Genomic DNA, 23,223 nt, shown 5'->3' on the forward strand with positions numbered 1-23,223 from the left:
CCGACGCCGCTCGGACGCTGGTGTCCGCGAGGCGTGCACGACGGAAAGCAGCGCACCATGAGCTACAGCAGCGGCCGCGGCCTGCGGGCCGATGCCCTGGGCACGTCCGACACGGTGGTGATGGCGGTGGCGGGCAGTGCGCCCGCCTACTCCATCGCCGCCGGCACCGCCGTCCTGGCCGGAGCGGTGGGCCTGGCGAGCCCGGCGGCGCTGCTGTACTGCGCGATACCGATGGCCGGCATCGCGCTGGCGTTCAGCCGGCTCGGCCGCATCGACGTGAACGCGGGCGCCAGTTACTCCTGGGTGGGGCGCACGCTCCACCCGTTCCTCGGGTTCCTGAGCGGCTGGGCGCTGGTGGTGTCGGCCACGATCTTCATGGTGGCGGGGTCGCTGCCCGCCGGTTCGATGACGCTGGCGCTGTTCGACGCGGACCTGGCCGACGACACGGCGCTGTCGACGGTCGTCGGAGCCGCCTGGTTCCTGGTGATGCTCGGGGTGGTGCTGGGCGGGGCTCGGCTGACCGTGCGGGCGCAACTGCTGATGACCGGCGTGGAGTCGGCGATCCTGGTCCTGTTCGCACTGCTGGCCTTCCTGCACCAGGACACGGCGCGCTCGTTCGACCCGTCGTGGCTGGGTCCGGGCCACTTCGACGGGGTCTCCGGGTTCGCGTCGGGGGCGCTGGTCGCCGCGTTCTTCTACTGGGGCTGGGACGTCACCGGCAACCTCAGTGAGGAGACCCGCGACAGCCGCCGCACCTGCGGGCTCGCGGGGCTGATCGGCCTCGGCGCCGTCTTCGTGCTGTTCGAGGTGTTCACCGTCGCGGCGAACGTCATCCTGACGTCGGACCAGGTCCAGCACAGCGGCGCCGGTGTGCTGGCGGTGCTGGGCGAGGAGATCTGGCCGGGCTGGGGCGGCCGGCTGCTGACGGTCGCGGTGATGCTGTCCACCATCGCCACGCTGGAGACCACCCTGGTGCAGGTGACCCGCTCGCTGTTCGCGATGGGCCGGGACCGTACGATGCCGGCCGCGCTGGGCCGGGTGCACGCGCGGTGGAACACGCCGTGGGTGGCGTGCGCGGTGGTCGGCACGGTGGCGCTGGCACTGTTCGTGGCGTCCAACGCGCTGGGCACGGTGGGCGACATCCTCGGCGACGCGATCTCGGCGATGGGCCTGCAGATCGCCGTGTACTACGGCCTGGCGGGTCTGGCGGCGGTGGTCGCCTACCGCAGGACGCTGCTGTCGTCGCCGGCCGCGTTCCTGCTGGGCGGGGTGTGGCCGCTGTCGGGGTCGCTGTTCATGTTCTGGGTGTTCGCCGAGTCGCTGGGCGAGCTGAGCCCGTCCGCCGTGGCGATCGGTCTGGGCGGCCTGGCGGCGGGTGTGGTGCCGATGCTCTGGTTCTGGCGGCGGGGCAGCGAGTACTACCGGCCCGCCCGGCTGGACGCCTCGCGTACGGTGGAGGCGCGGTCCGTGCCGGGACTCTCCCCGGCCGCGCGCTCGGCGTCGTACGAGGGCCTTCCCACCGACTTCTGAGGGGGTCCGATGGCGCGCGACCGCTTCGCCCTCGACTTCGACCCCGACTGCGGGGACCGGGCCGTCTCCGCCGCCCGGCACGACATCGTCATCGGCCGCTGGCAGGGCCTGCGGGAGCTGCTGCGGGCCACCGGGCCCGACTGGACGGTGCGCGGCTTCCGGGTGCGGCAGCTGGCGCAGGCCTGCGCGGGCACGTCCACGGTGGAGACCTGGCTGGCCGCCGAGCCGCGCAGCGCGGACGCGCTGGTGCTGTGGGCTGCCACGGAGACCACCCGGGCCTTCCACCTGGCCATCGCCGCGGGACGCGGGGTGCCGATCGACCAGGAACGCGTGGACGCCGCGGTGCGGGCGTGCCTGGCGGCGACCGAGGCGTACCCGGCGGACCCGACGCCGTGGATCTCGCTGATCTCGGTGGCGCGGCTGTACCCGGCCGGGGTGCGGCGGCAGGAACTGGCCCGCTGGTGGGACGAGTTGCACCGGCGTGACCGGTACAGCATGGAGGGCCACCTGCAGGTGCTGCACTATTACGCGGCCCGCTGGCACGGCACGCACGGGCTGATGTACGACTTCGCCCGCGACGCGGCCGGGGTGGCGCCGCCCGGCTGCCCGCTGCCGGTGCTGGTGCAGTACGCGCGCGTGGAGGAGTACCGGTACGCGCGGGACATGCCGGGCGGCCGGGCGCCCGGGCTGCTCTCTTGCCAGCACTGGAAGCACGACGGCGCCGTGAGCGACGTACGGCGCACCTGGGACCGCTGGATCGCCGTCCGGCCCGGCGGCGCGGTCGCGCCCGCGGAGCTGCGCGACCTGAACTGTCTGGCCCACGCGGCCTGTTGGGCGGGGGCGGACGACATCGCGGGCGCGCTGCTGCGGATGCTGGGCCGACGGGTCACCCGTACGCCCTGGTCGTGCACGGGCGACCCCGCCCAGCAGATCATGCGGCGACGCAGGGAGTTGGCGGTGCCGGCGTAGGGCAGCCGGCCGCGGCTCTCCGCAGGGGCGCTCGAAGCCCACCCTCCCGTTGCTCGCCGGAGCCACGGGGTGGATGCGGCGGTGGCGTCCGGGCAGCCGGTGGCGGAGTCGGCGGCCCCCGCTGCGCGGCCTGCGGCGCCCCGGGGCGGCGCGCCGTCCCGGGCCATCACGGCTTCCCCACTCCCGCAGGCCCACGGAGTCCGGAGCCCTCCGCGTGGAAGCGGCGCTTCTCGTACAGGGCGCACGCCCCCGCACCCGTCACAGTGCCCGGCGTCGGACGAGCACCCCCAGCACCAGCAGGCCCGGGACCAGCGGCAGCCATACCGTCAGCAGCCGGTATCCGAGCACCGTCGAGGCCGCCGTCGCGCCCGGTGCCCCGGCGGCGGCGAGGGCGAGGACGAGGGCCGCGTCCAGGGAGCCCAGACCGCCGGGTGTCGGCAGCAGGGCGGCGGCCGTGCTCGCGGCGACGTACAGCAGCGCCACCCGAGCCGGGGGCAGCGGCAGTTCGACGGACCGGGCGACGGCGACCAGCACCAGCGCGTGCAGGGCGGCGAAGGCGAGCGAGCCGCCCCACAGCGCGGCGGCCCGGCCCGGGCGGGCGTGCACGGCCCGCAGATCGCCGCCGACCGCCGCCAGGGCGCGCCGGCAGCGGGGCCGCAGCGGGCCGCACAGCAGCAGGACGAGCCCGGCCGCGGTGGCGGCGACGACGGCGGCGCCGGTCGGGGAGACCCCGGGGAGCCGCACGACTCCGGGGCAGGCCGGAGCGAGTACGGCGATCAGGGCGACGCGGACCAGGGCGGCGGCGGCCGCCTTCACGGCCAGCGCGCTCGCCGAGCGGGCCGCCGGGAGGCCGCAGCGCATCAGGAACCGCAGGTTGACCGCGCTCGCGCCGACCCCGGCGGGCAGCACGTGGTTGGCGGCGGAGGCGGCGAACTGGGCGGCCACCAGCCGGGCGCCGGGCAGCCGCCGGGGCACGGCGCCCTGCTGGGCGAGGGCCGCCGAGGCCCAGGTGGCGAGGGTGGCGGTGGCGCCGAGCAACAGCCAGCCCTGGTCGGCGGCGGCGAGCCGGCCGGCGCCGCCGCGCAGCAGCGGCCAGTGGCTGTGGGCCAGCCAGACGGCCGCGCACAGCACCGCGACGGACAGCGGCGTGTGCCAGGCAACGCCCCGCCGGACGGGTGCGGCGACGCACGGCTCGGTCGTCATGCGGCGCTGCCCCTCTCGACGGTCGGCTCGCGGCGGCCAGCATCCGGCGTCCCTGCGGAGTGCGCGGATCACGGTCAAATTAACCCGGTCTTCCGCGGGCCGTCCCGTCCGGTGCGCCCGTGCGGAGGACGCGCGGGGCGTGGTGACTCAGCCGGAGCCCGTCAGTTCCGCGAGGTCCCGGACGACGATGTCCGCGCCGTGCGCGTAGAGGGCGTCGGCCTGACCGACGCGGTCGACGCCCACCACGTACCCGAAGCGGCCGGAGCGGCCGGCGTCCATGCCGGCCAGGGCGTCCTCGAAGACGGCCGCGTGGGACGGCTCGACGCCCAGGTCCGCGGCGGCGGCGAGGAAGGTGTCGGGGCGCGGCTTGCCGGGCAGCCGCCGCTCGGCGGCCACCACGCCGTCGATCCGCACGTCGAAGAGCCTCTCCGCGTCGAGGGAGCGCAGCACGGCCAGGGTGTTGGCGCTGGAGGAGACGATCGCGGTGCGCAGGCCGTGCGCGCGGGCGGTCTCGATGTAGCGCAGGGTGCTCTCGTAGGGTTCGACGCCCTGGCTGCGGATCCTGTCCAGCAGCAGGGCGTTCTTGCGGTTGCCGAGGCCGTGGACGGTCCGGGCGTCGGGCGGGTCGTCGGTGGTTCCCTCGGGCAGTTCGATGCCCCGGGAGGCGAGGAAGGTGCGCACGCCGTCGGCGCGGGGCAGGCCGTCGACGTACTCGTCGTAGTCGTGGGAGGCGTCGAAGGGGCGGAAGGAGCCGCCGTCGCGCTCCCGCAGGAACGCGTCGAAGGTCTCCTTCCAGGCCGCGGCGTGCACCAGGGCGGTGCGGGTCACCACGCCGTCGAGATCGAACAGGCAGGCCTGGATCGTGTCGGGCAGTCCGAGCGAGGTCGTCGATTCGGTCGTCATGAGGACACCGTTCCCCTCCGGGGGCCGATCGTGCGTCCGGCACCCTTGCCGCATGGCTCCGCGGTGCGTCGGCCGGGCCTCAGTCGTGCGGGAAGGAGTGGTGTTCGTGGGCGATCAGCCAGCGGTCGCGCTCCTTGCGCAGCCCGAACGTCAGCCGCAGCCGCAGCCCGGGGTGCGCGGCCAGCTCCTCCGGGCTGCCGCAGCGCAGCAGCGCGTGCGCGTAGGCGACGTACGCGCCGGCGGTGATGTCCAGGGTGTCTATCTCGAAGCGCGCGCCGGTGGCCTGCCAGGCGAAGAACGGCGGCCACAGCGCCCGGTAGGCGGCCAGGCCCCGCAGGCCCTCGGGGGGCGGCGGCACGTTGTACATGACGAGGTCCTCGGCGTGGCCGGCCAGCACGCCGTCGAGGTCGCCCCGGTGGACGGCGTCGGCCCAGCGGGTGATCAGGGTGCGGATCTGCGTCTCGTCGTCGGGCACGGTCCTCCTCCTTCCTCCGGGTGACACACTGCGGGTGTGTCTGTTCTGTTCGACGATCTGGTCCTGCGTGCCCGTTCCCTCGTGCGGGACGGGCGGCGGGCGCTCCTCGGCATCACGGGTGCCCCGGGCGCGGGGAAGACGACGCTCGCCGAGCGGCTGGTGGCCGCGCTGAACGGCGCCGGCCGGCCATGGGCGGCGCACGTCCCGATGGACGGCTTCCACCTCTCCGACACCGAACTGGACCGGCTGGGCCGCCGTGACCGCAAGGGGGCGCCGGACACGTTCGACGCCGCCGGGTACGCGGCGCTGCTGCGGCGCCTGCGGGACGACACCGAGGACGTGGTCTACGCGCCCGGCTTCGAACGGGTCCTGGAGCAGCCGATCGCCGGGGCCCTCCCGGTGGCGCCGGCCGCGCGGCTGGTGGTGACGGAGGGCAACTACCTGTTGCTGGAGACGGGCGCGTGGGCGCGGGTGCGGCCCCTCCTGGACGAGGTGTGGTTCTGCGAGGCCGACGAGGAGTCGCGGCTGCGCGGGCTGATCGCCCGGCACGAGGAGTTCGGCAAGAGCCACGAGGACGCGGTGGCCTGGGTCATGCGCTCGGACCAGCGCAACGCCGAGCTGGTGGCGGCGACCCGGGAGCACGCGGACCTGGTGGTGCGGGGCGTCGTGGGCCGGCCGGGACGGGAGCGGACCGCGCCGTAGCGGTGCCGCACCGGGGGAAGCCGGAGCGGACCGCCGTGGGTGAGCGGCGGTCCGACCGCTCGCCGTCTCGGGGCGCGTCAGGTCACGGTGCCGCGCGCAGCGTCAGTTCCGGTTCCCCCCGGGCGTCGCCCGCCGGGTCGCCGAGTACGGCGGTGAACGCGTCGGTGCGTACGGTCAGACCCGCCTCCGCGTGCTCGACGGACACCCGGAGGGGTTCCGCACTGCCGTAGCGGACCGCGAAGACGGTGAGGTCCTCGGGGTCGCCGGGCAGCGGGTCCGCCTCCAGGGCCGTCGAGGAGACCAGGTGCCGCCACCCCTCGTCCGGGTCGCCATAGCCGCGCGGGTCGGCCGCCAGGGCGAAGGCCGCCTGTTCCTGGGTGAGTTCGGCGCGGGCGTCGAAGTGCTCGGGCCCCGACGACGCGGGGTGCGTGAGGCGCAGGGCGCCGGCCGCGCCCACGGCCGCCTCGGCGGTGCGGCGCACACGGTCGCCGTCGTCGGCGGCGTACGGCATCCCGGCGAGCAGGTACGGCGTGCCGTCCAGCCGCTCGACGGCCACGGTGACCCACAGGAGGGTGCCGTCGGTGACGTACAGGGACCGCACGTGGCGCAGGACGTGGTCGCGGCCGACGACCGGTTTGGTGACCAGTTTGGCCGTGAGGCCGCCCGCGCGGGCGTCGCGGACGCGCACCTCGCCCATGGGGCGGCACAGCAGGAAGCCGTCGGCGACCGGTCCGTGGCCGTGCTGGCGGTTCACGGCGGCCGGCAGGCAGTAGGTGCCGCCGGCCTCGACGACCGCCGGGGTCATCCGGTCGTCGAAGGCCACCGACACCGTGCCCGAGCGCAGTTGATGGCGGGAGAAGCCGTTCGACGGGGTGCGGTGCCAGCGGGTGGGGTCCTGGATCTGCCAGACCAGCATCCACGCGAAGTGGCCGTCGACGCCGCCGTCGGCCTTCACCGCGTGCCGTCCCCAGCGGGTGTCGCCCCGGTAGCGGCCCAGGTCGGCGCCGACGCGGGCGCCGAAGTAGCGCAGTCCGAGCATCGCTTCGAAACCGGAGTGCTGCTCGCTGTAGCGGGGGCCGCCGTTGTCGAAGCCGCCGCCGGTGAGGCGGGCGTCGATGTAGCGGGCGAGGGTGTCGCCGTCCTCGGCGAACACCTCCTCGCCGCTGACGATGTGGGCCTGGGCGAGGAAGGACAGGGAGATCGGGCCGTAGTTGTTGTCGTAGGCGCCGCCGTGCTCGGGGGGCAGCAGCGCGCCCCGGTCGCGGACCCGGTGGGCGCGGATCTCCTCGCGGTACAGCTCCAGCGCCCGGGAGCGCACCGCCGTGCCCTCGTGGCCGGGGAGGTGGCGGGCCAGCATCAGCCCGCCGACCACGCAGCCGATCGCCTGGTTGCCGGCCTCCTGCGGGTTGAAGAACGTCGCCTCGGTCAGCCAGCGCCAGTAGCCGCGCGCCACGTCCAGCAGTGCGGCGCGCTGCTCGTCGGGCACCAGCCCGTCCGCGAGGTCGAGGACGTCGACGGCCTGGAGCAGCGCCCACACCGTGCTCGGCCAGTCGCCGATGGGGTGGGCACCGGGTCGAAGGACGTAGCGGGCGTAGGGCAGACCGGAGTCGCGCACCCTCAGGTTGGGGTAGCCGGGGTTGTCGTCCCGGTACACCCGTCGCTCCAGATGGAAGGCGAGGCTGCGGCGCACGGCCTCGGGCAGCCGGGGGTCCTTGCCGCGCTGCCAGGCCAGGGCCAGCAGGGAGGTGATGCCGAGGGAGGTGTCGCCGACGTCGTCGGTGCAGTCCGGGTGTTCCAGCCCGCCCTCGGGGGTGAGGCGGGCCAGCGCCTGCTCGGTGACGTCGGCGAGAACGGCGTCGTAGGCCTCGGGGGTGTCGGGCAGGTCGTGCAGCGGGCCGCGCTGGCGGGGGAGGTGCATGTCGCGTCAGCCCTTCATTCCGGAGGTCGCCAGGCCTTCCACCAGCCTCTTCTGGAAGACGAGGAAGCAGATGAGGGTGGGCAGGAGGGCGAGGGTCGACATGGCGAACATGGCGCCGTACGACGAGCCGCTGGTCTTGTCCAGGAAGAGGGTCAGGCCCAGCGGGACGGTGAAGCGGTCGTTCTGCTGGAGGTAGACGAGCTGGTGGAGGAAGTCGTCGTAGGTCCAGATGAAGGTGAAGATCGTGGTGGTGACCAGGGCCGGCTTCATCAGCGGCAGGATGATCTTCCAGTAGATCTGCAAGGGGTTGGCGCCGTCCATCATGGCCGCCTGGTCCAGCTCGCGCGGGATGGAGCGGATGAACTGGACCATCAGGAAGATGAAGAAGGCGTCCACCGCGAGGAACTTGGGCACGATCAGCGGCAGGAAGGTGTTGATCCAGGTCAGGTTGTAGAAGATCGTGTACTGCGGGATCAGCACGGCCTGGGTGGGCAGCATCAGCGTGCCGAGCATCAGCCCGAACCAGACCTTCTTGCCGCGGAACTCGAAGCGCGCGAAGGCGTAGGCCGCCAGTGAGCAGGAGATGACGTTGCCGATGACCGCGCCGATGGTGACGATCAGCGAGTTGGTGATGTAGAGGGAGAAGGAGTTGCCGGAGCCGCTCCAGCCCTCGGAGTAGTTCTCGGGGCGGATCTCGCCCGGGATGAGCCCGGGGTGGGTGAAGATCTCGCCGTCGGGCTTGACGGAGCTGCTGAGCATCCACAGCAGCGGGTAGAGCATCACGACGGCGACACCGACGAGCAGCGTGTGGATCAGGATGCGCCGGGGCCCGGGCAGCGAGCGGAACTTCTGCAGCGGCGTCGGGGAGGGGGTGATGGCGGACATGGGAGGTGGTTCCTCTTCCTCGCTCAGGCGTCAGTCGTCGTAATGGACCCAGTAGCGGCTGGCGATGAAGTTGACCGCCGTGAAGAGGGCGATGACCAGGAAGAGCACCCAGGCCAGCGCCGAGGCGTAGCCCATCTCCAGGTCGGTGAAGCCCTTCTTGTACAGGTAGAGGGAGTAGAGCATCGTCGAGTTGAGGGGGCCGCCGGAGCCGTTGCTGATGACGAAGGCGGGGGTGAAGGTCTTGAACGCGTCGATGATCTGCAGGACGACGTTGAAGAAGACGATCGGGGTGAGCAGCGGCAGGGTGATGCGGAAGAACCGGGTGACGGGTGTCGCGCCGTCGATGGCGGCGGCCTCGTAGACGTCCTTCGGCAGCTGCTTCAGGCCGGCGAGGAAGATGACCATCGGGGTGCCGAACTGCCAGACGGCCAGCAGGACCAGGGTGTAGAGGGCGCTGTCGGGGCTGGAGATCCAGTCCTGGCCCTCGATGCCGAACCAGGCGAGGAAGTCGTTGAAGAGGCCGTCGCCGCCGAAGACCTGGCGCCAGACGATGGCGACGGCGACGGCGCCGCCCAGCAGTGAGGGCAGGTAGAAGGCGGCCCGGTACAGGCCGATGCCCTTCAGGTCGCGGTTGAGGAGCATCGCCACCCCCAGTGCGAGGGCGAGTTTGAGGGGCACGGAGACGACGACGTAGATGAGGGTGGCGTGCACCGAGTCCCAGAAGACCGGGTCGTCGCCGAACATCCGCGAGTAGTTGTCCGCGCCGACCCACCGCGCGGGGGTGAGCAGGTCGAAGTCGGTGAAGGACAGGTACAGCGAGTCGAGCATCGGGTAGATCGTGAGGCCGAACAGCCCGACGAACCAGGGGGCCAGGAAGAGGTACGGCCACCATCCGCCACCCCGCCGTCTGGCGAGGCGGCGACGCTGGCGCTCGCGTTCCCGCAGGTCGGACGGGGTGGTCGGAGCCGCCGGCTCCGTCACGACCGCGTCGGTCTTCACGGTGGTCATACTCATCTCCCTGGCCCTCTCCCGGTGTTTCAGACGTACGGCGCGGCCTACTTGGCCAGGATTCCGGCCGCCTGGTCGAAGAACGCGCCCAGTTGTGCCTTGATCGACTTCTTGCCGAAGGCGATGGCGAGGTTGGACTGGAACAGCAGGTCCCAGACCTGGTCGGCGCCCTGCGGCGGCGGCACGGGTGCGGGGAGCGCGTTGCCGGCCTTGGAGACGCGCTGGGAGATGTAGTCGGCGTTGGCCATGTTCAGCTTGTCCGTCTCGGTCAGGCCGGAGGCGATGAGGTCGCGGGCCTTCTCGGTCGGCGGGATGCCGCGCAGCAGCTGCATGTCCTTGATGGCGGTGTCGTCCTGCGCGAAGAACGACATGATCTTGACGGAGTCGTCGATCTTCTTGCTCTTCTTCGTGGCGCTGAGCAGCACGCCGCCGTTGACGAAGTTGCCCTCGCGGGCGCCGGACCAGTCGCCCTGCGGGGTGGGCAGGAAGTCCAGCTGGGCGTCGGTGATGGAGCCGCCCGCGCCGTAGACGCCGGAGTCGAAGGTGAACAGGGCCTTGCCGATGACGACGGCGTTCTTGGTGAGGTCGTTGTGCGCGGCGGAGGTGATCGCGGCGGGGCCGCAGGCGTTGGTGGCGCGCATCTCCGCCCAGTACTCCCACCACTCCTGGAGGGTGTCCGGGGTGAAGCCGAGCTTCTTGCCGTCGTCGGTGAAGAAGGTCTCGCCCTTCTCGCGGGCGAAGATCTCGAAGCACTGGAGGGTGGAGCCGCCGCCGTCGTCGACGCCGTAGGTCTTGCCGCCGCTCTTCTTGTGGACGTCCTGGGAGATCTTCTTCAGGTCGGTCCAGGTCCACTCGCGGTCCGGCAGCTTCAGGCCGAGGGCCTCCAGGCCGCTGCGGTTGACGGTGAGCTGGTTGACGCCGATGCCCGACGGGACGCCGTACAGCTTGCCGTCGACGGTGCCGGCGGCGAGGAGCGTCTTGGAGAAGCCGGTGAGGTCCAGGGTCTTGCCGACGTAGGAGTCCAGCGGGGCGAGGACACCCTTGCGGGCGTACTGGGCGACCAGCGCGGTGTCCATCTGCATCAGGTCGGGCGCGCTGCCGCCGGCGACGTTGGTGTTGAACTTGTCGAAGTACCCGTCGTAGCCGGAGTAGGTCTCCTGGACCTCGATCTTCGGGTTCTTCTTCTGGAAGGTGGCGAGCGCCTTCTTGTACGCCGCGTGGCGCTGGTCGCTGCCCCACCAGATCATGGTGAGCTTGTCGCTGCTGGAGCCCGCGCCGGTGCCGCCGGCGCAGGCGCTGAGCGAACCGCCCAGTGCAGCCGCGACGGTGACGCCGCTCGCGGCGCGGAACAGGCTTCTGCGCGAGATGTGGTGACCCACCGGGTCCTCCCTGGATGTGCGTGACGGATCGTCCGGCCGGTCGATACGGCTCGGGTCCTTTGCGGAAGGCGCTTTCTGTGCGCGACCTCGCCCGGTCGCGCCATCCTGACGGGTACCGGCCCCCGGCGCCATGGCCGTCGTCACGCGAGCACGCCCTCGCGCGGCTGCCGTACCTCGGGTACGGGCGGGACACTCCCCTCAAGTCGGCGTCCCGGCCGACTTAGAAAGCGCTTGTCCGGACATTGGCAGACCGGGCGGGAGGGCGTCAATCCTCCACCCGCGCTCCCCGGGTCACGGTTTGGACTCCCCGGGCGACGGCGAGGCGGGCGGCCCCGACGACGGTACCCAGATCGCCCACGGTGCTGCTGACCACCTCGGTGGGCCAGCTGAGCCGCGCCAGCTCGGCACGCACCCCGGGCAGCAGCCGGTGGTCCGCGCCGGTGCTGCCGCCCAGCACGATGAGCCCCGGGTCCAGCACGGCCGTCACGGCCGCGGCGAGCCGGCCCACGTCCACGGCGTGGCGGTCGACGACGGCCCGCGCGGCCGGCCGGCCCGCGCCGGCGAGGGCGAAGAGCCGTTCGGTGGTGCGGGGGCACGGGCCGTCCGTGTCCGGCCAGGTGTCGCGGGCGCGCCGCAGCAGGGAGCGGGCGCCCAGGTACTGCTCCAGGGCCTCATGGCGGGGTACGCGGTCGTCGTCCCACGGGTAGGGCAGCCGGGCGAGTTCACCGGCGGCACCGTTCGCCCCGCGCAGCACCCGGCCGCCGACCACGATGCCGAGGCCGACGCCGACGCCGACCCGGAGGTAGCCGAAGGTGTGGCGGCCCCGGGCGGCGCCCTCGTGCAGCTCCGCCAGGGCCGCGCAGTTGACGTTGTTCTCCAGGTGCACCGGGACGCCCGGGGGCAGGGCGACGGCCACGGCGTCGAAGACCGGCCCGGCCTTGGCCGTCGCGGGACGCATCCCGGCGCCCGTGCCCTCGGGCCGGGTGACATCGCCGACGGCCATGACGATGGCGCGCAGCGGGGCGTCGGCGGGCAGCGCGAGCAGCACGTCACGCACCACGTCGACGGCGTCGGCCCGGGAGCCGTCGGCCTCGGTGAGCAGGGCGCCGTCCAGGGAGCAGGCCCGGACCCGGGTGAGCGCGGGTCCGAGGTCCACGGCGAGGACGGCCCCCGCCGCCGGGCCGAGGCGGTAGACGGCGGCCGAGCGGCCGGTACCGCTGGAGGCGGTGCCGGAGTGGGCGGCGAGGCGGACGCCCTCCAGTTCGGCCACGGCGGCGGACACGGTCGGCTTGGACAGCCCCGCCAGGCTCGCCAGCTGCGGCCGGGTCGCGCTGCCCGCCTGAGCCAGCACGGTGAACACGGTGTTCGCGCTCTCGGTCAGACGGGGAGCGCTCGTCACTACGTGTTCCACGGTTCTCCCACAGGTCGTCGGCGGTGCGGTGTGTGTGTGGGGGGTTCAAGGACCCTTGACGCCCCGTACTTCGTTAGTTAATTTCCTAACGAATCCCACGGTACTCGCCTGCCGTGGTCCGCCGGAAGCCCGTCCCGGGGCTTCCCCGACCCTCTGCTCCAGCTCCAGGCACGGCTCGCCCGCCGTCGCGGCCCAGCGCACATGACGCTGTGCGCATACGACGAAAGAGGATCCGTGCACGACGCCCTGTCCTCGTCCCCGCTCGTGGTCGGCATCGACGTGGGCGGCACCAAGACGCACCTGCGCGCGCTCGCGGGGGACGCCGTGGTCGCCGACCACGTCCGGCCGAGCACCGGCTGGCGCCCGCACGACGCGCCGGCCGCCGCCCGCCGGTTGGCCGAGACGGTCCGCGAGGCGCTGCCCGCGGGGAGCACGCCCGCGGCCGTCGCCGTGGGCGCGCACGCCTGCGAGACCCACCGTCAGTGCGCGCGGCTCCGTGCCGCCGTGGCCGAACTCCTGGGGGTGCCCGCGCGGGTCGTGGGCGACGCCGAACTCCTGGTCCCCGCCGCCGGTCTGGACCAGGGTGTCGGCCTGGTGGCCGGCACCGGCTCCGTCGCGGTGGGCCGGCTGCCCGACGGCACGTCCGTGCAGGTGGGCGGCTGGGGCGCGGTCCTCGGAGACGAGGGCGGCGCGGCCGGGCTGGTCCGGCAGGCCGCCCGTGCGGTGTGGGCCGCACACGATCGCGGCGAGCCGCCCGACCCGCTCACGCTCGCCCTGACCGGGGCGTTCGGCGTGGTGGAGGTCCCGGCCCTCGGCGCGGCCCTGGAGAGCGCCACCGACGTCTCCGCCGAGTGGGGCCGGCACGCCCCGGTCGTCTTCGCCGCCGCCGAGGCGGGTTCCCCGCTCGCCCGTTCCGTGATCGCCGAGGGCGGCCGGGCGCTGGCCGCCCTCGTCGCCGGGCTCGCCGCGCGCGGGGTGCCGGTCGACGACGTGGTGGTGGCGGGCGGCACCGTACTCGGACGGCCGGCACTGTACGGCGCCTTCACCGCGGCGCTCGCCGAGGCGGTGCCCGGCGCCCGCGCCAGGCCGCTGGCGGTGGCGCCGGTCGAGGGCGCGGTGGCGCTGGCCCGTTCGATCCTGTGACCCCCGAACGTCCCGTTCACCCCCGGGACACGCACCGGCCGCCCGGTGATCCGGAAGGCGACACGCCCCGGCCGTAGATCTTCGCGCAGAGGCGGCGACCGGCTCGTCGAGCCGTCACGACCGCTCAGGACCGCACTCGTTCGCACGACCTCAGCCCCCGGCCGCAGGGCCGGTCCACTCTCCAGAGAGGCACACGCATGCCGTCGTCCCGCGCCGGGCTCCAGCCCTCCGCGTCCGTGAACAGAAGGCGCTTGCTGAAGGCGTCCGTCGGTGGTTCGGCCGCGCTCGTCGCCGCGCCGACCCTGGTGTCCTGGCTGGCCGCCGCGGACGCCAAGGCCGCCGACGGCGCCGCGCTCGCCGACTTCGTCGACGACTACAGATCCAACGTCATCGCCCACCAGACGGCCGAGACGAACGCCGTGGTGCGGATACTGGGCGGGTTCGCCCGGGTGTGGAAGACGGGGGACACCTGGAACACGGGCAGTCCCCTGCGGCCGGAGGTGCTGCGCGCGAACATGCGCTACTGCGCCCGCGTGACCGCCGGGCGTACCGAGGAGCAGGCGAAGGAGTCGTTCGTCTACGACCGCCAGCACCAGAGCTACGCCGTGATCGCCGCTCTGGGCCCGCTGGCCGGCCTGTACCGGGAGGGCGCCCGGGCGGTCACCTCGATCACCGGGGCGCCGGACGGCACCCCCGCGGGCAAGGTCCACGACGAGGTGCCGGCCGATGCCCCGGCGGGCTCCGCACTCGGCGCGGGGGCGCACGACTCGGCCCTGGGCAGGGTGGCCGAACTGGTGGACACGGTCCGCGGGCCGTTCGCCTCCGGCAACCCGGCCAAGTACGCCCACCAGTACCCGCGCCCCTGGCGCATGAACGAGGACAGCGAGGTCGTCGACACCGGCCGGACCGACGACCTCGGCTACCCGGTGTACGACTCGCGGGTGGTCGTGGCGCCGCAACTGCTGCGCCAGCGCAGCACCTCACCGGCGGACGACGGAGGCTTCCCCAGCGGCCACACCAACGCCTACCACCTGGCCTGCCTGGCGTTCGCCTACGCGGTACCGGAGCGCTTCCAGGAACTGGTCACCCGCGCCTTCGAGTTGTCACACACCCGGATCGTGGCCGGCATGCACTCCCCCGTCGACGTCGTCGGCGGCCGGGTCATGGCCACCGCCCTCGCCGCGGCCACCCTGGCCGACCCGGCCAACGCCGAGCTGAAGGCGGCCGCCCGGGCGCAGGCGCTGGCCTACTTCACCGAGCGCACCGGGACGGACCCCGACACGCTGTTCGCGTACGCGCACCCGGGCGCCGACGACCCGTACGCCGACCGGGCGGCCAACGCACGCGTGGTGCGGCCCAAGCTGACGTACGTCCTCACCCGGCACGGCCGCGAGCGGCCGCTCACGGTGCCGAAGGGCGCCGAGGTGCTGCTGGAGACGCGACTGCCGTACCTGAGCGCGGCCCAGCGCCGCGAGGTGCTGCGCACCACCGCTCTGCCGTCGGGCTACGTACTGCTGGACGGTCCCGAACAGTGGGGCCGGCTGGACCTGTTCACGGCCGCCGACGGCTACGGCGCGTTCGACTCCGACGTGACGGTCACCCTGGACGCGGCACGCGGCGGTTTCCACGCGGCCGACGTCTGGCGCAACGACATCGCGGGTGAGGGCGGGTTGACCAAGGGCGGCTCCGGAACGCTCACTCTGACCGGGCACAACCGCTACCACGGCTCCACCGTCGTGACGGCGGGCACGCTCGTCGCCGGGCACGCGAACGCCCTCGGCCAGGGCGACGTGCTGCTGCGCGGCGGCACCCTGCGCGCGGACCGTCCGGTGCGGGTGCGCGGCGCATGGCTCCAGGAGTGCGGCGGGACGCTCGACCTGGCTCTGCGCAGGGACCACGGCCCGGTGCTCGGCGTCTCCGGGCGGGCGCGTCTGGACCGCGGCAGCGCGCTCACGCTGCGGCTGGACGCGGAGCGCCCCCCGCGGGCCGGCACCACCGTCCCGGTACTGCGGGCCGGGGGACTGCGCGGCCAGTTCGACCGGATCGACGTGTGCTCCGAGACCCTGCGCGCCGAGCCCGTGTACACCGCCCACGGCGTCTCGGTCCGCCTCCTGAACCGCTGATCCGCCCCGGCGGCGGGCACCGGTGCGGGCGCCCCCACACGCCCCACCGGTCCGCCCCGGCCACGGCTGCCCCGGGCCGAGCCGCCGGGGGCGGCTCCCGCCTCGACCGGGAGGTGACGGGGCAGCCGGGCAGGAGGCCGAGGTCGCCTCCCGGCCCTGCTCTGTCGCAGGTGAGGGGGGTACGAACCGGTGCCCGGGGAGGTCCGGGGCCCCTGGGTGACCACGCTGCGTGAGCTATGTTGAGTGGTCGTGGGAGACAAAGGAAGCACCCCCGTGCCATCGCCGCAGCAGGCACGCGCGCAGGCGTCAGCGATCACCTCGGGCAGGACGGCTCCGGAGGAGGGTGGCTCCCCGACGTCACGGCTCCGGGCGCTCTTCGACGGGCCCCACCTGTCCCCGGGGCAGCGACGCATCGCCCAGTACCTGATCGAGAACATCACCGAGGCCGCGTTCCTGTCGATCACCGACCTCGCCGAGCGGGTCGGCGTCAGCCAGCCGTCGGTGACCCGCTTCGCGGGGGCCGTCGGCTTCAGCGGCTACCCGGCGCTGCGGGAGAGGCTGCAGTCGATCGCGCTCGGCACCCTCGCGAGCGGCGGCGCCGCGGCCGAGGTGAACCGCAGCAACGAACTCCAGGCGGCGGTCGACGCGGAGCTCGAGAACCTGGAGAACCTGCGCCGGGACTTCGCCGACCCCGACCAGGTGATCGAGATCGGCCGCAGCCTGTCCCGGTCCGCGCCGCTGACCGTGCTGGGCCTGCGCATCTCCGCCTCGCTCGCCGAGTACTTCGCCTACGCGGCCCGCCGTATCCACCCCGACGTTCGGCTGGTGACCCGGGGCGGCACCGTCGCGTACGACGCGTTGCTGCAGTCCCGGGAGGCCGGCGGCAGCTGGGTGCTGGCGTTCTCGATGCCCCGGCACGCCCAGGAGACCCTGACGGCGGTGCGGGTCGCCCGGGGCGCCGGACTGAAGGTCGCGCTGATCACCGACCTGGCGCTCGGGGCGATCGCCGACGAGGCGGACGTCACGTTCGCCACCGGGACCGGTTCCCGGCTGGTGTTCGACTCCTATGCGGCGCCCGGCCTCATGGCCGCCGCGCTGCTGCAGGCGATGACCGACGCCGGCCCCGAGCGGACCCAGGCGCGCCTGGAGGAGTACGAGCAGATCGCCGAGCAGCACCAGTTCTTCCTGCGGGAGTGAGCTCCGCTCCCCCGCCCCCACCGCACCCCGGCCGCGCCTTCACTCACTGCGACTATTCACAACAGATCACGCATGAATGTTTTCATACGTCTTGCAAAGGAGACGGCATATATAAATACTGCTCACGTCCGCACCGCCCGATAAGGGCACCTGAACGGGCACCCGGAGCCGCCGTCCCCTACCCACGACGGTCCCAGGGTGTTCGGGGCATCGCCTGCGCGAGCGCCCGTGGCGGTCCCGGCCATCCCCTAGGCCGGGGCCGCCCCGAACCCGTCGGACCACCCGATCCGACGTCGTACACCGGAAGCGATGAACATGGCCCTCACGACGACGCGCATCAGCCCGGACTGGCCCTGCCAGGTCAAGACCCCCGGTAGCTACGACTGGGAGCGGTCGGCGGCCAAGTGGCTGCGCGAGCTGGTGCCCGCGCGCTACGCCAGCTACCCCGCGCTGCTGCGCCACCCGGTGCTGCTCGCCCGCCACGCGCAGATCCAGGTGCAGCAGGAGATCCGGGTCGCCCGCACCGCCCTGCAGACCGCCCGCGCCGACCTGCCCCGGCTCGGTATGCCCGAGTCCGTCATCGAGCACACCATCAAGCTCTACGCGGCCGAGATCATGCAGCTGCAGCACATCGCCCGCAGTGTCCGCGCGGTCACCGACGCCCTCGTGGACCGCGCCGCCGGGCGCTGACGGCGCCGCCGGCCCCGGCCGCCGGACCGGGTGCTCCGGGCCGGTGCCCGCCAGGACCTCATCGGATCCCCCGCTGTGTGCGATGCTCAAGACGTGACGAGGGAACCCGCGGTGCCGGGTGAGCCGGGCGACGTGTCGGAGCTCGCCGCGCTGACCCGTGAGGTCGCGCGCCAGCGCGCCGAGATGGACCGGCTGCAGGAGATCGCGGCCACCGCCGCCGTGGTGGAACGGGCCAAGGGCGCCGTCATGGCGCAGACGGGCTGTTCGCCGGACGCCACCGACGAGATTCTGCGACAGCGGGCGAAGGCGGCCCGCCGCACCCTGCTGGAAGAGTGCTGGATCGTCCTGGGGAATCTCACGCCGGCCCCCCGCCCGGACCGCTCGCCGCTCGGGGACGAGCTGGTGGACCCGGAGGCGGATCCGGTGCCCGCCCTCGCCGACGACGTTTCCGACGCCCTCGGCCGGCTCGGCCGGGCCCTGGTCCGGGTCGGCACCCCGCAGGCCCTGGCCCACTGCCTGCTCGGCCATCTCGGCCCCGGCCTGGGCACCGACGCGGTCATGCTGTTCGCACTGCTGCCCGGCGGCGGCCTGGAGCTGGTGGGATACGCCGGGATCGACGACGCGCTGGCCCGCCAGTGGCACCAGGTGCCCCCGCTGCCCGGCATACCCGCTCTGGACGCCCTCCGCAGCGGGCAGCCCCGCTGGCTGGACGGCACCGGAACCGAGCACGCCGGATACCCCCTGCTCGGGGGCGCCCCGGGACAGTGGCGCTCCCAGGCCTGGGTGCCGGTGTGGGTCGGGGAGCACGCGGACGTCGTCATCGGGGTGCTGCGGGGTGCGGGGAGCGCGTTCACCTCGCGGGACCGCCGGCATCTGGTGGCCGTCGCCCGGCTCTGCGCCGGTCCGCTGCGCATGTTCGGGACCCGAAGGGAGTCCCCCGTCGGCCCGGCCGTGGACGCCCTGCAGGCGGTGTTCGAGCGGCTGCCGGTCGTCGCGTTCCTGCTGACGCCGCTGCGCGCGGCGTCGGGCCGGGTGGAAGACTTCCGGATCGACGCGGCCACCGCGGAGGCCTTCGACGGCCTCGGCCGACAGGGTCGCGAACTGCTCGGGCTGCGACTGCTGGAGTGCTGGCCGACCGTGGCCGACGAGCCGCTGTGGCAGGGCTTCCTGAACACGCTCGCCGACGGACGGCCGTACCGGAGCGACCCCTTCACCCGACAGCGGGCGGTGGCCGGCGGCACTGAGCTGTCCACCTTCTCGGCACGGGTGGAGCGGCTGGGCGACCAACTGGTGGTCAGCTGGTTCCGGGACGGCCTCACGGGCCGCCGGGAACACCGGCCGGCCGACGACCAGCGGCTCGGCAACCTCGGCTGGGCCAGCTGGAACCTGGCCGCCCGGGAGGCCACCTGGTCCGCCCAGCTCTACGCCCTCTTCGACCGGGACCCGGCGCAGGGCCCGGTGCCGCTGACCGGACTGGCCGAGCTGGCCCTGCCGGAGGACGCGGCCGCCCTCGCCCGGGCCGTCGACGAGCTGGTGCACGCGGGACGGCCGTGTGACCTGCAGTTCAGGATCGCCACCCGCAGCGGCATACGGCATCTGCGGGCGGTCGCCGAGGCGGCGGCCGGCGCGGACGGCGCAACCGTGGAGGTGCACGCCTGCGTGCAGGACCTCACCGCACAGCGCAGCGCCGAACTCGCGCTGGTCGCCAGTGAGCGCGCGATGCTGACCCAGCACCATGTACTGCAGGCCGAGCGGACCGTGGCGGCGCGGCTGCAGCACGCGCTGCTGCCGCTGTCGCGCCGGGCGGTGCGGCTGGCCGGGCTGCGCGTCGAAGTGTCCTATCTGCCAGCGCAGTCGGGACTGAGCGTCGGCGGGGACTGGTTCAGCGCCATCGAACTACCCGACGGGGACGCCCTGCTGGTGGTCGGTGACGTCGCCGGACACGGCATGGACGCGGTGGCCACGATGGCGCAACTGCGGTTCACAGCCAAGGGCATGGTGATCACCGGCTCCACCCTGACCGGCGCGCTGGCCCGGCTCAACACCCTGCTGCTGCACTCCCGGGGGCCGCACGGCTCGGCCACCATGGTGCTGGCCCGCTACCGCGCCGCCGAACGGCGGCTGGTGTGGGCGCAGGCCGGCCACCTGCCGCCGCTGCTGGTGCGCGGCGGCCGGGCCCGCTGCCTGGACCGGCCGGCCGGCGTGCTGCTGGGGGCTTGCGACACCCCGCTCTACGAGGAGGCGGAGTGCCGGCTCGAAGCCGGGGACCGGGTCGTGCTGTACACCGACGGACTGGTCGAGCGGCCCGGTGAGAGCATCGACCAGGGGCTGGAGCGGCTCATGGGCGCGCTCGAGGCGCAGGCCCGGGGCGGCCACGCCTCGTTGGACCGGCTGCTCGGTACGGTGCTGGAGGGCGAGCAGCGCGACGACCTCTGCGTGCTGGACCTGCGGGTCCCGCAGCCCGGTGAGGCCGCCACCGCCTGACGGCGGGTCCGAGGGGTCACTCGCCGCGGTGCCGCCAGTACCAGAACACTCCGACGAGCAGGGCCACGAGGAACACGACGGGCAGCAGCAGACCGGGGATGCGGGAGACGTCCATGCAGAGGGCTTTCGGTTCGGTGGGCCGAGGTGCCGAACGCCCGTCGACCCGGCCCTCATTGTGACACGCGCCACACCTCTCCCGGCCGGGCCGACCGGCCCCGCCCCGGTCCGGTGGTCCCCTACGTCCGCGCCTCCAGTTCGCGGCGCGTGTCGTCGCCGTACACACCGGTCTCGTCGCCGCGGACGCCGTACCAGAGCTGGAAACGGGCGACGGCCTCGGTGAGGGCGCTGTCGTAGCGGCCGTCGGCGGCGCGCGCGTCGTAGACGTCCGGGATGCGTCCGAGGCGCCGCTGCAGCTCGCTCACCTCCGGCCCGATGTCACCCTCCCGGAGGATGCCGGTCCGGTCCGAGGTCACCGGGGCGGACGGGCCGGCCGGCGTCGACGGCGGCGGAGTCGCCGTCGCGTCCCCCCGGTCCGGAAGCAGCAGCGCACTGCCGAACCCGGCCAGGGCGGCGGCGAGGATCCCGCCGGCGACCGCGGCGCGCCGGCGGCCCGGGAGCACGGCGGGGACGGTGGCGGCCGGCGCCGCGCCGGCCGCCACGGCGGCGCGCCGCCTCCGCGTCGCGGGCCCCGGTCGCGGCGGCCCGGCGTCCCGGACGGACGGAGCGCGAGGCGTGGCCGGGGCGGCGGCGGGCGGGTCCTCGGTGAGTTCGCGGAAGAGTTCCGCGAGGGCGTCGGTGCTCCGGTGCCGTATCACCCGGATCGGTTCGAGGACTTCTCGCTGCCGGGACTCCCCCGGTTCGGGCGGTGTGGGCACCCTTGTCTCCTTCGCTGCCGTGGCTCCCCGGGGAGTGATACGGGTGCGGCCCGGGGAGGGTTCAGCGCGCGAGGAAGCGGTACAGGGAGGCCGTCAGCGCGGCCACGAAGGCGTCCCGCCCCCGGTCGTCGAGGGTGTCGAGGGACAGGTACGGGTTGAGGTCCTCCAGTTCCACGAGGAGCAGTCCGCCCTCGGGCGCACGGCAGGCGTCGACGCGCTGCACGCCGTGCGCGAGCCCGTTCCACTCGATGAAGCGGCGCGCGAACTCCAGGTCCGCCGGGGACGCCTCGTAGGGGGCCAGCTCCCAGCGCCGGCGAGGGTCGGGGGTGTACAGCGCGTACTGGAAGGCGTGGTCGACGAAGTAGAAGGAGACCTCGTAGGAGAAGTCGACGCGCGGCTGGACGAGAACCTTGCCGTCGGCGAGGCCGGGCAGTTCCTCGCCCGGCACGATCCGCAGGCCTATGGAGTCGGCGCCCAGCTTCGGCTTGACGACATAACGGTCCGCGGGGGGCAGCAGCCCGAGGTCCTCGGGCCGGTCGACGGTGGGGATGACGGGGAACCCGGCGGTGGTCAGGTCGAGGAGGTACTGCTTGCCGGCCATGTCCGCCCGCCCGGTGAGCGGGTTGTAGACCGGGGTTCCCTCGCGCAGCGCGCGCTCCCGGAAGGCGTCGTACTCCCGCCGGTACGCGAGGACCGGGCCGCTGTTGCGGACGACGACGGCGTCGAAGGCGTCCATCAGGGCGGCCGCGTCGCACGGGTGGCACAGTGCGAGGTCGAAGTCGGCGCGCAGCCGGGAGGTCAGGAAGATGTCCTCGTCGCAGTAGCGGCGCCCGCGCGCGGGGTACGCCAGATCGGTGACGTAGAGGAGGCGGGGGCGGGCGACGGCCATGCGGTTCTCCGGATCGGGCTCGGGGTGGTCTCCTGCGGACGGCCAGGGTATGCCGGGGCCCTGGGCCCGGCCCGCGCCCGGTCCGGGAGGTACTCAGTTCCCTGCGCCGAGGGAACTGAGTGCCATGGCGTGCTACGTTCCCACCATGATCTCCAGTGACAAGGCGGAGGCCAGGCCGCCGATGCGGGACGCCCTCGTCGCGGCGGCCTTCCGGCTGTTCCTGGAGCGGGGGTACGAACAGACGACGGTCGACGACATCGTCGCGCTGGCCGGTGTCGGGCGGCGGTCGTTCTTCCGCTACTTCCCCTCGAAGGAGGACGTGGTCTTCCCCGACCACGAGCGGTGCCTGGCCGACATGACCGCGTTCCTCGCCGCGGGCGACGACGCGGCGGACCCGGTGCGCCGGGTGTGCGACGCGGCCCGGCTGGTGCTGCGGATGTACGCCGAGAACCCCTCCTTCTCGGTGCAGCGCTACCGGCTCACCAAGCAGGTGCCGGGACTGCGGGCCTACGAACTGAGCGTGGTGTGGCGCTACGAGCGCGCGCTCGCGGAGTATCTGCGCGGGCGGTTCACCGGACGGCGCGACGGCACACTGCAGGCAGACGTGATCGCGGCGGCGGTGGTCGCCTCGCACAACAACGCGCTGCGCTCCTGGCTGCGCTCGGACGGGCGGGGGGACGCGACGGCCACCGTCGACCACGCGCTGGCGTACGTGCAGTCGGCGTTCGGCGCCTCCCCCGTGCCGCCGGCCGACGAGCGGCCCGAGGACGTCGTGGTGGTCGTCTCCCGGCGCGACGCCCCGCTGTGGCGGGTGGTGCAGGAGATCGAGACGACCCTCGGTCGAAGCTGAGCACCGGCCCGGCTCCCGCAGATTCGGGGTACGCAGTGCCTTTACGGGTGGCACTCAGTGCCATACGCTGAGGCCGTGCACGGTGGCACGGTGAACCGCGCACCCGCGTGCGTGTCGCGTCCCGCGCGCGGTCCCAGGGCGAGCGCAGGGAGTTGACCAGCGTGTACCACCACTCGACAAGCGCCGTGTCGCAGCAGGCCGGAACCACGGCGGGCGTGCTCGACCGCGGCCGCGGCGACGGCGAGACCATCGTGTTCCAGCGCTGCACCTGGTGCGGCACCGCCATGTACCACCGGGTGCTGTGTCCGGTGTGCCGGGGCAGTGAACTGCGCACCGAGCGCAGTGAGGGGGTGGGCACCGTGCGCCACTCGACGGTGGTGCACCGCAACACGCCGGCCGCGCGCAACGTCTCGCTGATCGAGATGGCCGAGGGGTTCGTGCTGCGCGGCCGGGTGATGGGCCCGCCGATCGGCATCCACAGCGGCGACCGGGTACGGCTGTCCACCGCCCAGGACCCGGTCCGGGGCGAGCCGGTCTTCCAGCTGATCGACGAGCCCTACCGCGCCTGGACCTGACCGGCCCTCGGCCG

The 23,223-nt window shown here is 73.8% G+C and carries 20 protein-coding genes; 10 read left to right on the plus strand and 10 right to left on the minus strand.

Features of this window, described 5'->3' with window-relative positions:
• Window positions 1-57 precede the first annotated feature (57 nt).
• Window positions 58-1,530, plus strand: coding sequence for an APC family permease (locus ACSLTV_RS15485; RefSeq protein WP_435612322.1), 1,473 nt, complete (start codon window positions 58-60; stop codon window positions 1,528-1,530).
• 9 nt (window positions 1,531-1,539) lie between these two features.
• Window positions 1,540-2,499, plus strand: a complete 960-nt coding sequence (locus ACSLTV_RS15490; RefSeq protein ID WP_432136462.1) for a hypothetical protein — start codon at window positions 1,540-1,542, stop codon at window positions 2,497-2,499.
• Between the two features lie 258 nt (window positions 2,500-2,757).
• Here the strand turns inward: ACSLTV_RS15490 and ACSLTV_RS15495 are convergent, their stop codons facing one another.
• From ACSLTV_RS15495 to ACSLTV_RS15505, 3 genes are all read right to left on the minus strand, one after another.
• Entirely contained in the window at window positions 2,758-3,702 is a 945-nt protein-coding gene (locus ACSLTV_RS15495; RefSeq protein ID WP_435612323.1) for a lysylphosphatidylglycerol synthase domain-containing protein, read from the minus strand.
• Window positions 3,703-3,849: 147 nt separating this feature from the next.
• Complete coding sequence (locus ACSLTV_RS15500) at window positions 3,850-4,605, minus strand: HAD family hydrolase (protein WP_432155221.1); 756 nt, start codon at window positions 4,603-4,605, stop codon at window positions 3,850-3,852.
• A gap of 79 nt (window positions 4,606-4,684) precedes the next feature.
• A complete protein-coding gene (locus ACSLTV_RS15505; RefSeq protein WP_435612324.1) occupies window positions 4,685-5,080 on the minus strand; it encodes a YybH family protein in 396 nt (131 codons plus the stop codon).
• A 36-nt stretch (window positions 5,081-5,116) separates the two neighbouring features.
• On the opposite strand from ACSLTV_RS15505, the gene ACSLTV_RS15510 reads away from it, so the two are divergent.
• Window positions 5,117-5,782 carry a nucleoside/nucleotide kinase family protein gene (locus ACSLTV_RS15510; protein ID WP_435612325.1) on the plus strand — a complete coding sequence of 222 codons (666 nt, stop codon included), beginning with the start codon at window positions 5,117-5,119 and terminating at the stop codon, window positions 5,780-5,782.
• An 82-nt stretch (window positions 5,783-5,864) separates the two neighbouring features.
• Here ACSLTV_RS15510 and ACSLTV_RS15515 read toward each other — a convergent pair whose 3' ends face one another.
• From ACSLTV_RS15515 to ACSLTV_RS15535, 5 genes are all read right to left on the minus strand, one after another.
• On the minus strand, window positions 5,865-7,700 hold the full coding sequence (locus ACSLTV_RS15515; protein WP_435612326.1) for a hypothetical protein: 1,836 nt from the start codon (window positions 7,698-7,700) through the stop codon (window positions 5,865-5,867).
• Window positions 7,701-7,706: 6 nt separating this feature from the next.
• Window positions 7,707-8,585, minus strand: a complete 879-nt coding sequence (locus ACSLTV_RS15520; RefSeq protein WP_432136456.1) for a carbohydrate ABC transporter permease — start codon at window positions 8,583-8,585, stop codon at window positions 7,707-7,709.
• A gap of 30 nt (window positions 8,586-8,615) precedes the next feature.
• Window positions 8,616-9,593, minus strand: a complete 978-nt coding sequence (locus tag ACSLTV_RS15525; protein ID WP_432136455.1) for a carbohydrate ABC transporter permease — start codon at window positions 9,591-9,593, stop codon at window positions 8,616-8,618.
• 47 nt (window positions 9,594-9,640) lie between these two features.
• Complete coding sequence (locus tag ACSLTV_RS15530; RefSeq protein ID WP_432136454.1) at window positions 9,641-10,972, minus strand: ABC transporter substrate-binding protein; 1,332 nt, start codon at window positions 10,970-10,972, stop codon at window positions 9,641-9,643.
• Between the two features lie 265 nt (window positions 10,973-11,237).
• Window positions 11,238-12,371 (minus strand): ROK family protein, encoded by a 1,134-nt coding sequence (locus ACSLTV_RS15535; protein ID WP_432136453.1) that lies wholly within the window; start codon window positions 12,369-12,371, stop codon window positions 11,238-11,240.
• A gap of 213 nt (window positions 12,372-12,584) precedes the next feature.
• Here ACSLTV_RS15535 and ACSLTV_RS15540 point away from each other — a divergent pair, with 213 nt between their 5' ends.
• The 5 genes from ACSLTV_RS15540 (at window position 12,585) to ACSLTV_RS15560 (ending at window position 20,020) form a co-directional block, all read left to right on the plus strand.
• On the plus strand, window positions 12,585-13,526 hold the full coding sequence (locus ACSLTV_RS15540) for an N-acetylglucosamine kinase (protein WP_435612327.1): 942 nt from the start codon (window positions 12,585-12,587) through the stop codon (window positions 13,524-13,526).
• A 197-nt stretch (window positions 13,527-13,723) separates the two neighbouring features.
• Window positions 13,724-15,649, plus strand: coding sequence for a phosphatase PAP2 family protein (locus ACSLTV_RS15545; protein WP_435612328.1), 1,926 nt, complete (start codon window positions 13,724-13,726; stop codon window positions 15,647-15,649).
• A gap of 273 nt (window positions 15,650-15,922) precedes the next feature.
• A complete protein-coding gene (locus ACSLTV_RS15550) occupies window positions 15,923-16,846 on the plus strand; it encodes a MurR/RpiR family transcriptional regulator (protein WP_432136450.1) in 924 nt (307 codons plus the stop codon).
• A gap of 309 nt (window positions 16,847-17,155) precedes the next feature.
• A complete protein-coding gene (locus ACSLTV_RS15555; RefSeq protein WP_432136449.1) occupies window positions 17,156-17,536 on the plus strand; it encodes a hypothetical protein in 381 nt (126 codons plus the stop codon).
• Window positions 17,537-17,629: 93 nt separating this feature from the next.
• Window positions 17,630-20,020: a SpoIIE family protein phosphatase gene (locus ACSLTV_RS15560; protein ID WP_435612329.1), complete on the plus strand. Its 2,391-nt coding sequence runs from the start codon at window positions 17,630-17,632 to the stop codon at window positions 20,018-20,020.
• A gap of 236 nt (window positions 20,021-20,256) precedes the next feature.
• Here ACSLTV_RS15560 and ACSLTV_RS15565 read toward each other — a convergent pair whose 3' ends face one another.
• Entirely contained in the window at window positions 20,257-20,895 is a 639-nt protein-coding gene (locus ACSLTV_RS15565) for a peptidoglycan-binding domain-containing protein (protein ID WP_435612330.1), read from the minus strand.
• Window positions 20,896-20,956: 61 nt separating this feature from the next.
• Window positions 20,957-21,784 (minus strand): hypothetical protein, encoded by an 828-nt coding sequence (locus ACSLTV_RS15570; RefSeq protein ID WP_435612331.1) that lies wholly within the window; start codon window positions 21,782-21,784, stop codon window positions 20,957-20,959.
• A gap of 181 nt (window positions 21,785-21,965) precedes the next feature.
• Between ACSLTV_RS15570 and ACSLTV_RS15575 the strand changes: the two genes are divergently transcribed.
• On the plus strand, window positions 21,966-22,634 hold the full coding sequence (locus ACSLTV_RS15575) for a TetR family transcriptional regulator (RefSeq protein ID WP_432136536.1): 669 nt from the start codon (window positions 21,966-21,968) through the stop codon (window positions 22,632-22,634).
• Between the two features lie 161 nt (window positions 22,635-22,795).
• Window positions 22,796-23,209 carry a Zn-ribbon domain-containing OB-fold protein gene (locus ACSLTV_RS15580; protein WP_432136445.1) on the plus strand — a complete coding sequence of 138 codons (414 nt, stop codon included), beginning with the start codon at window positions 22,796-22,798 and terminating at the stop codon, window positions 23,207-23,209.
• Window positions 23,210-23,223: the final 14 nt, after the last annotated feature.

It is taken from the genome of Streptomyces sp. bgisy159 (genome assembly GCF_965341775.1).
Lineage (GTDB): Bacteria > Actinomycetota > Actinomycetes > Streptomycetales > Streptomycetaceae > Streptomyces.

What these genes read in the sequence shown, in the direction of transcription:
- ACSLTV_RS15485 (WP_435612322.1), top strand. Translation starts at nt 58, where the DNA reads ATGAGCTACAGCAGCGGCCGCGGCCTGCGGGCCGATGCCCTGGGCACG.
- ACSLTV_RS15555 (WP_432136449.1), top strand. Translation starts at nt 17,156, where the DNA reads ATGAACATGGCCCTCACGACGACGCGCATCAGCCCGGACTGGCCCTGC.
- ACSLTV_RS15540 (WP_435612327.1), top strand. Translation starts at nt 12,585, where the DNA reads ATGACGCTGTGCGCATACGACGAAAGAGGATCCGTGCACGACGCCCTG.
- ACSLTV_RS15500 (WP_432155221.1), bottom strand. Translation starts at nt 4,605, where the DNA reads ATGACGACCGAATCGACGACCTCGCTCGGACTGCCCGACACGATCCAG.
- ACSLTV_RS15520 (WP_432136456.1), bottom strand. Translation starts at nt 8,585, where the DNA reads ATGTCCGCCATCACCCCCTCCCCGACGCCGCTGCAGAAGTTCCGCTCG.
- ACSLTV_RS15495 (WP_435612323.1), bottom strand. Translation starts at nt 3,702, where the DNA reads ATGACGACCGAGCCGTGCGTCGCCGCACCCGTCCGGCGGGGCGTTGCC.
- ACSLTV_RS15545 (WP_435612328.1), top strand. Translation starts at nt 13,724, where the DNA reads ATGCCGTCGTCCCGCGCCGGGCTCCAGCCCTCCGCGTCCGTGAACAGA.
- ACSLTV_RS15515 (WP_435612326.1), bottom strand. Translation starts at nt 7,700, where the DNA reads ATGCACCTCCCCCGCCAGCGCGGCCCGCTGCACGACCTGCCCGACACC.
- ACSLTV_RS15575 (WP_432136536.1), top strand. Translation starts at nt 21,966, where the DNA reads ATGCGGGACGCCCTCGTCGCGGCGGCCTTCCGGCTGTTCCTGGAGCGG.
- ACSLTV_RS15525 (WP_432136455.1), bottom strand. Translation starts at nt 9,593, where the DNA reads ATGACCACCGTGAAGACCGACGCGGTCGTGACGGAGCCGGCGGCTCCG.
- ACSLTV_RS15570 (WP_435612331.1), bottom strand. Translation starts at nt 21,784, where the DNA reads ATGGCCGTCGCCCGCCCCCGCCTCCTCTACGTCACCGATCTGGCGTAC.
- ACSLTV_RS15490 (WP_432136462.1), top strand. Translation starts at nt 1,540, where the DNA reads ATGGCGCGCGACCGCTTCGCCCTCGACTTCGACCCCGACTGCGGGGAC.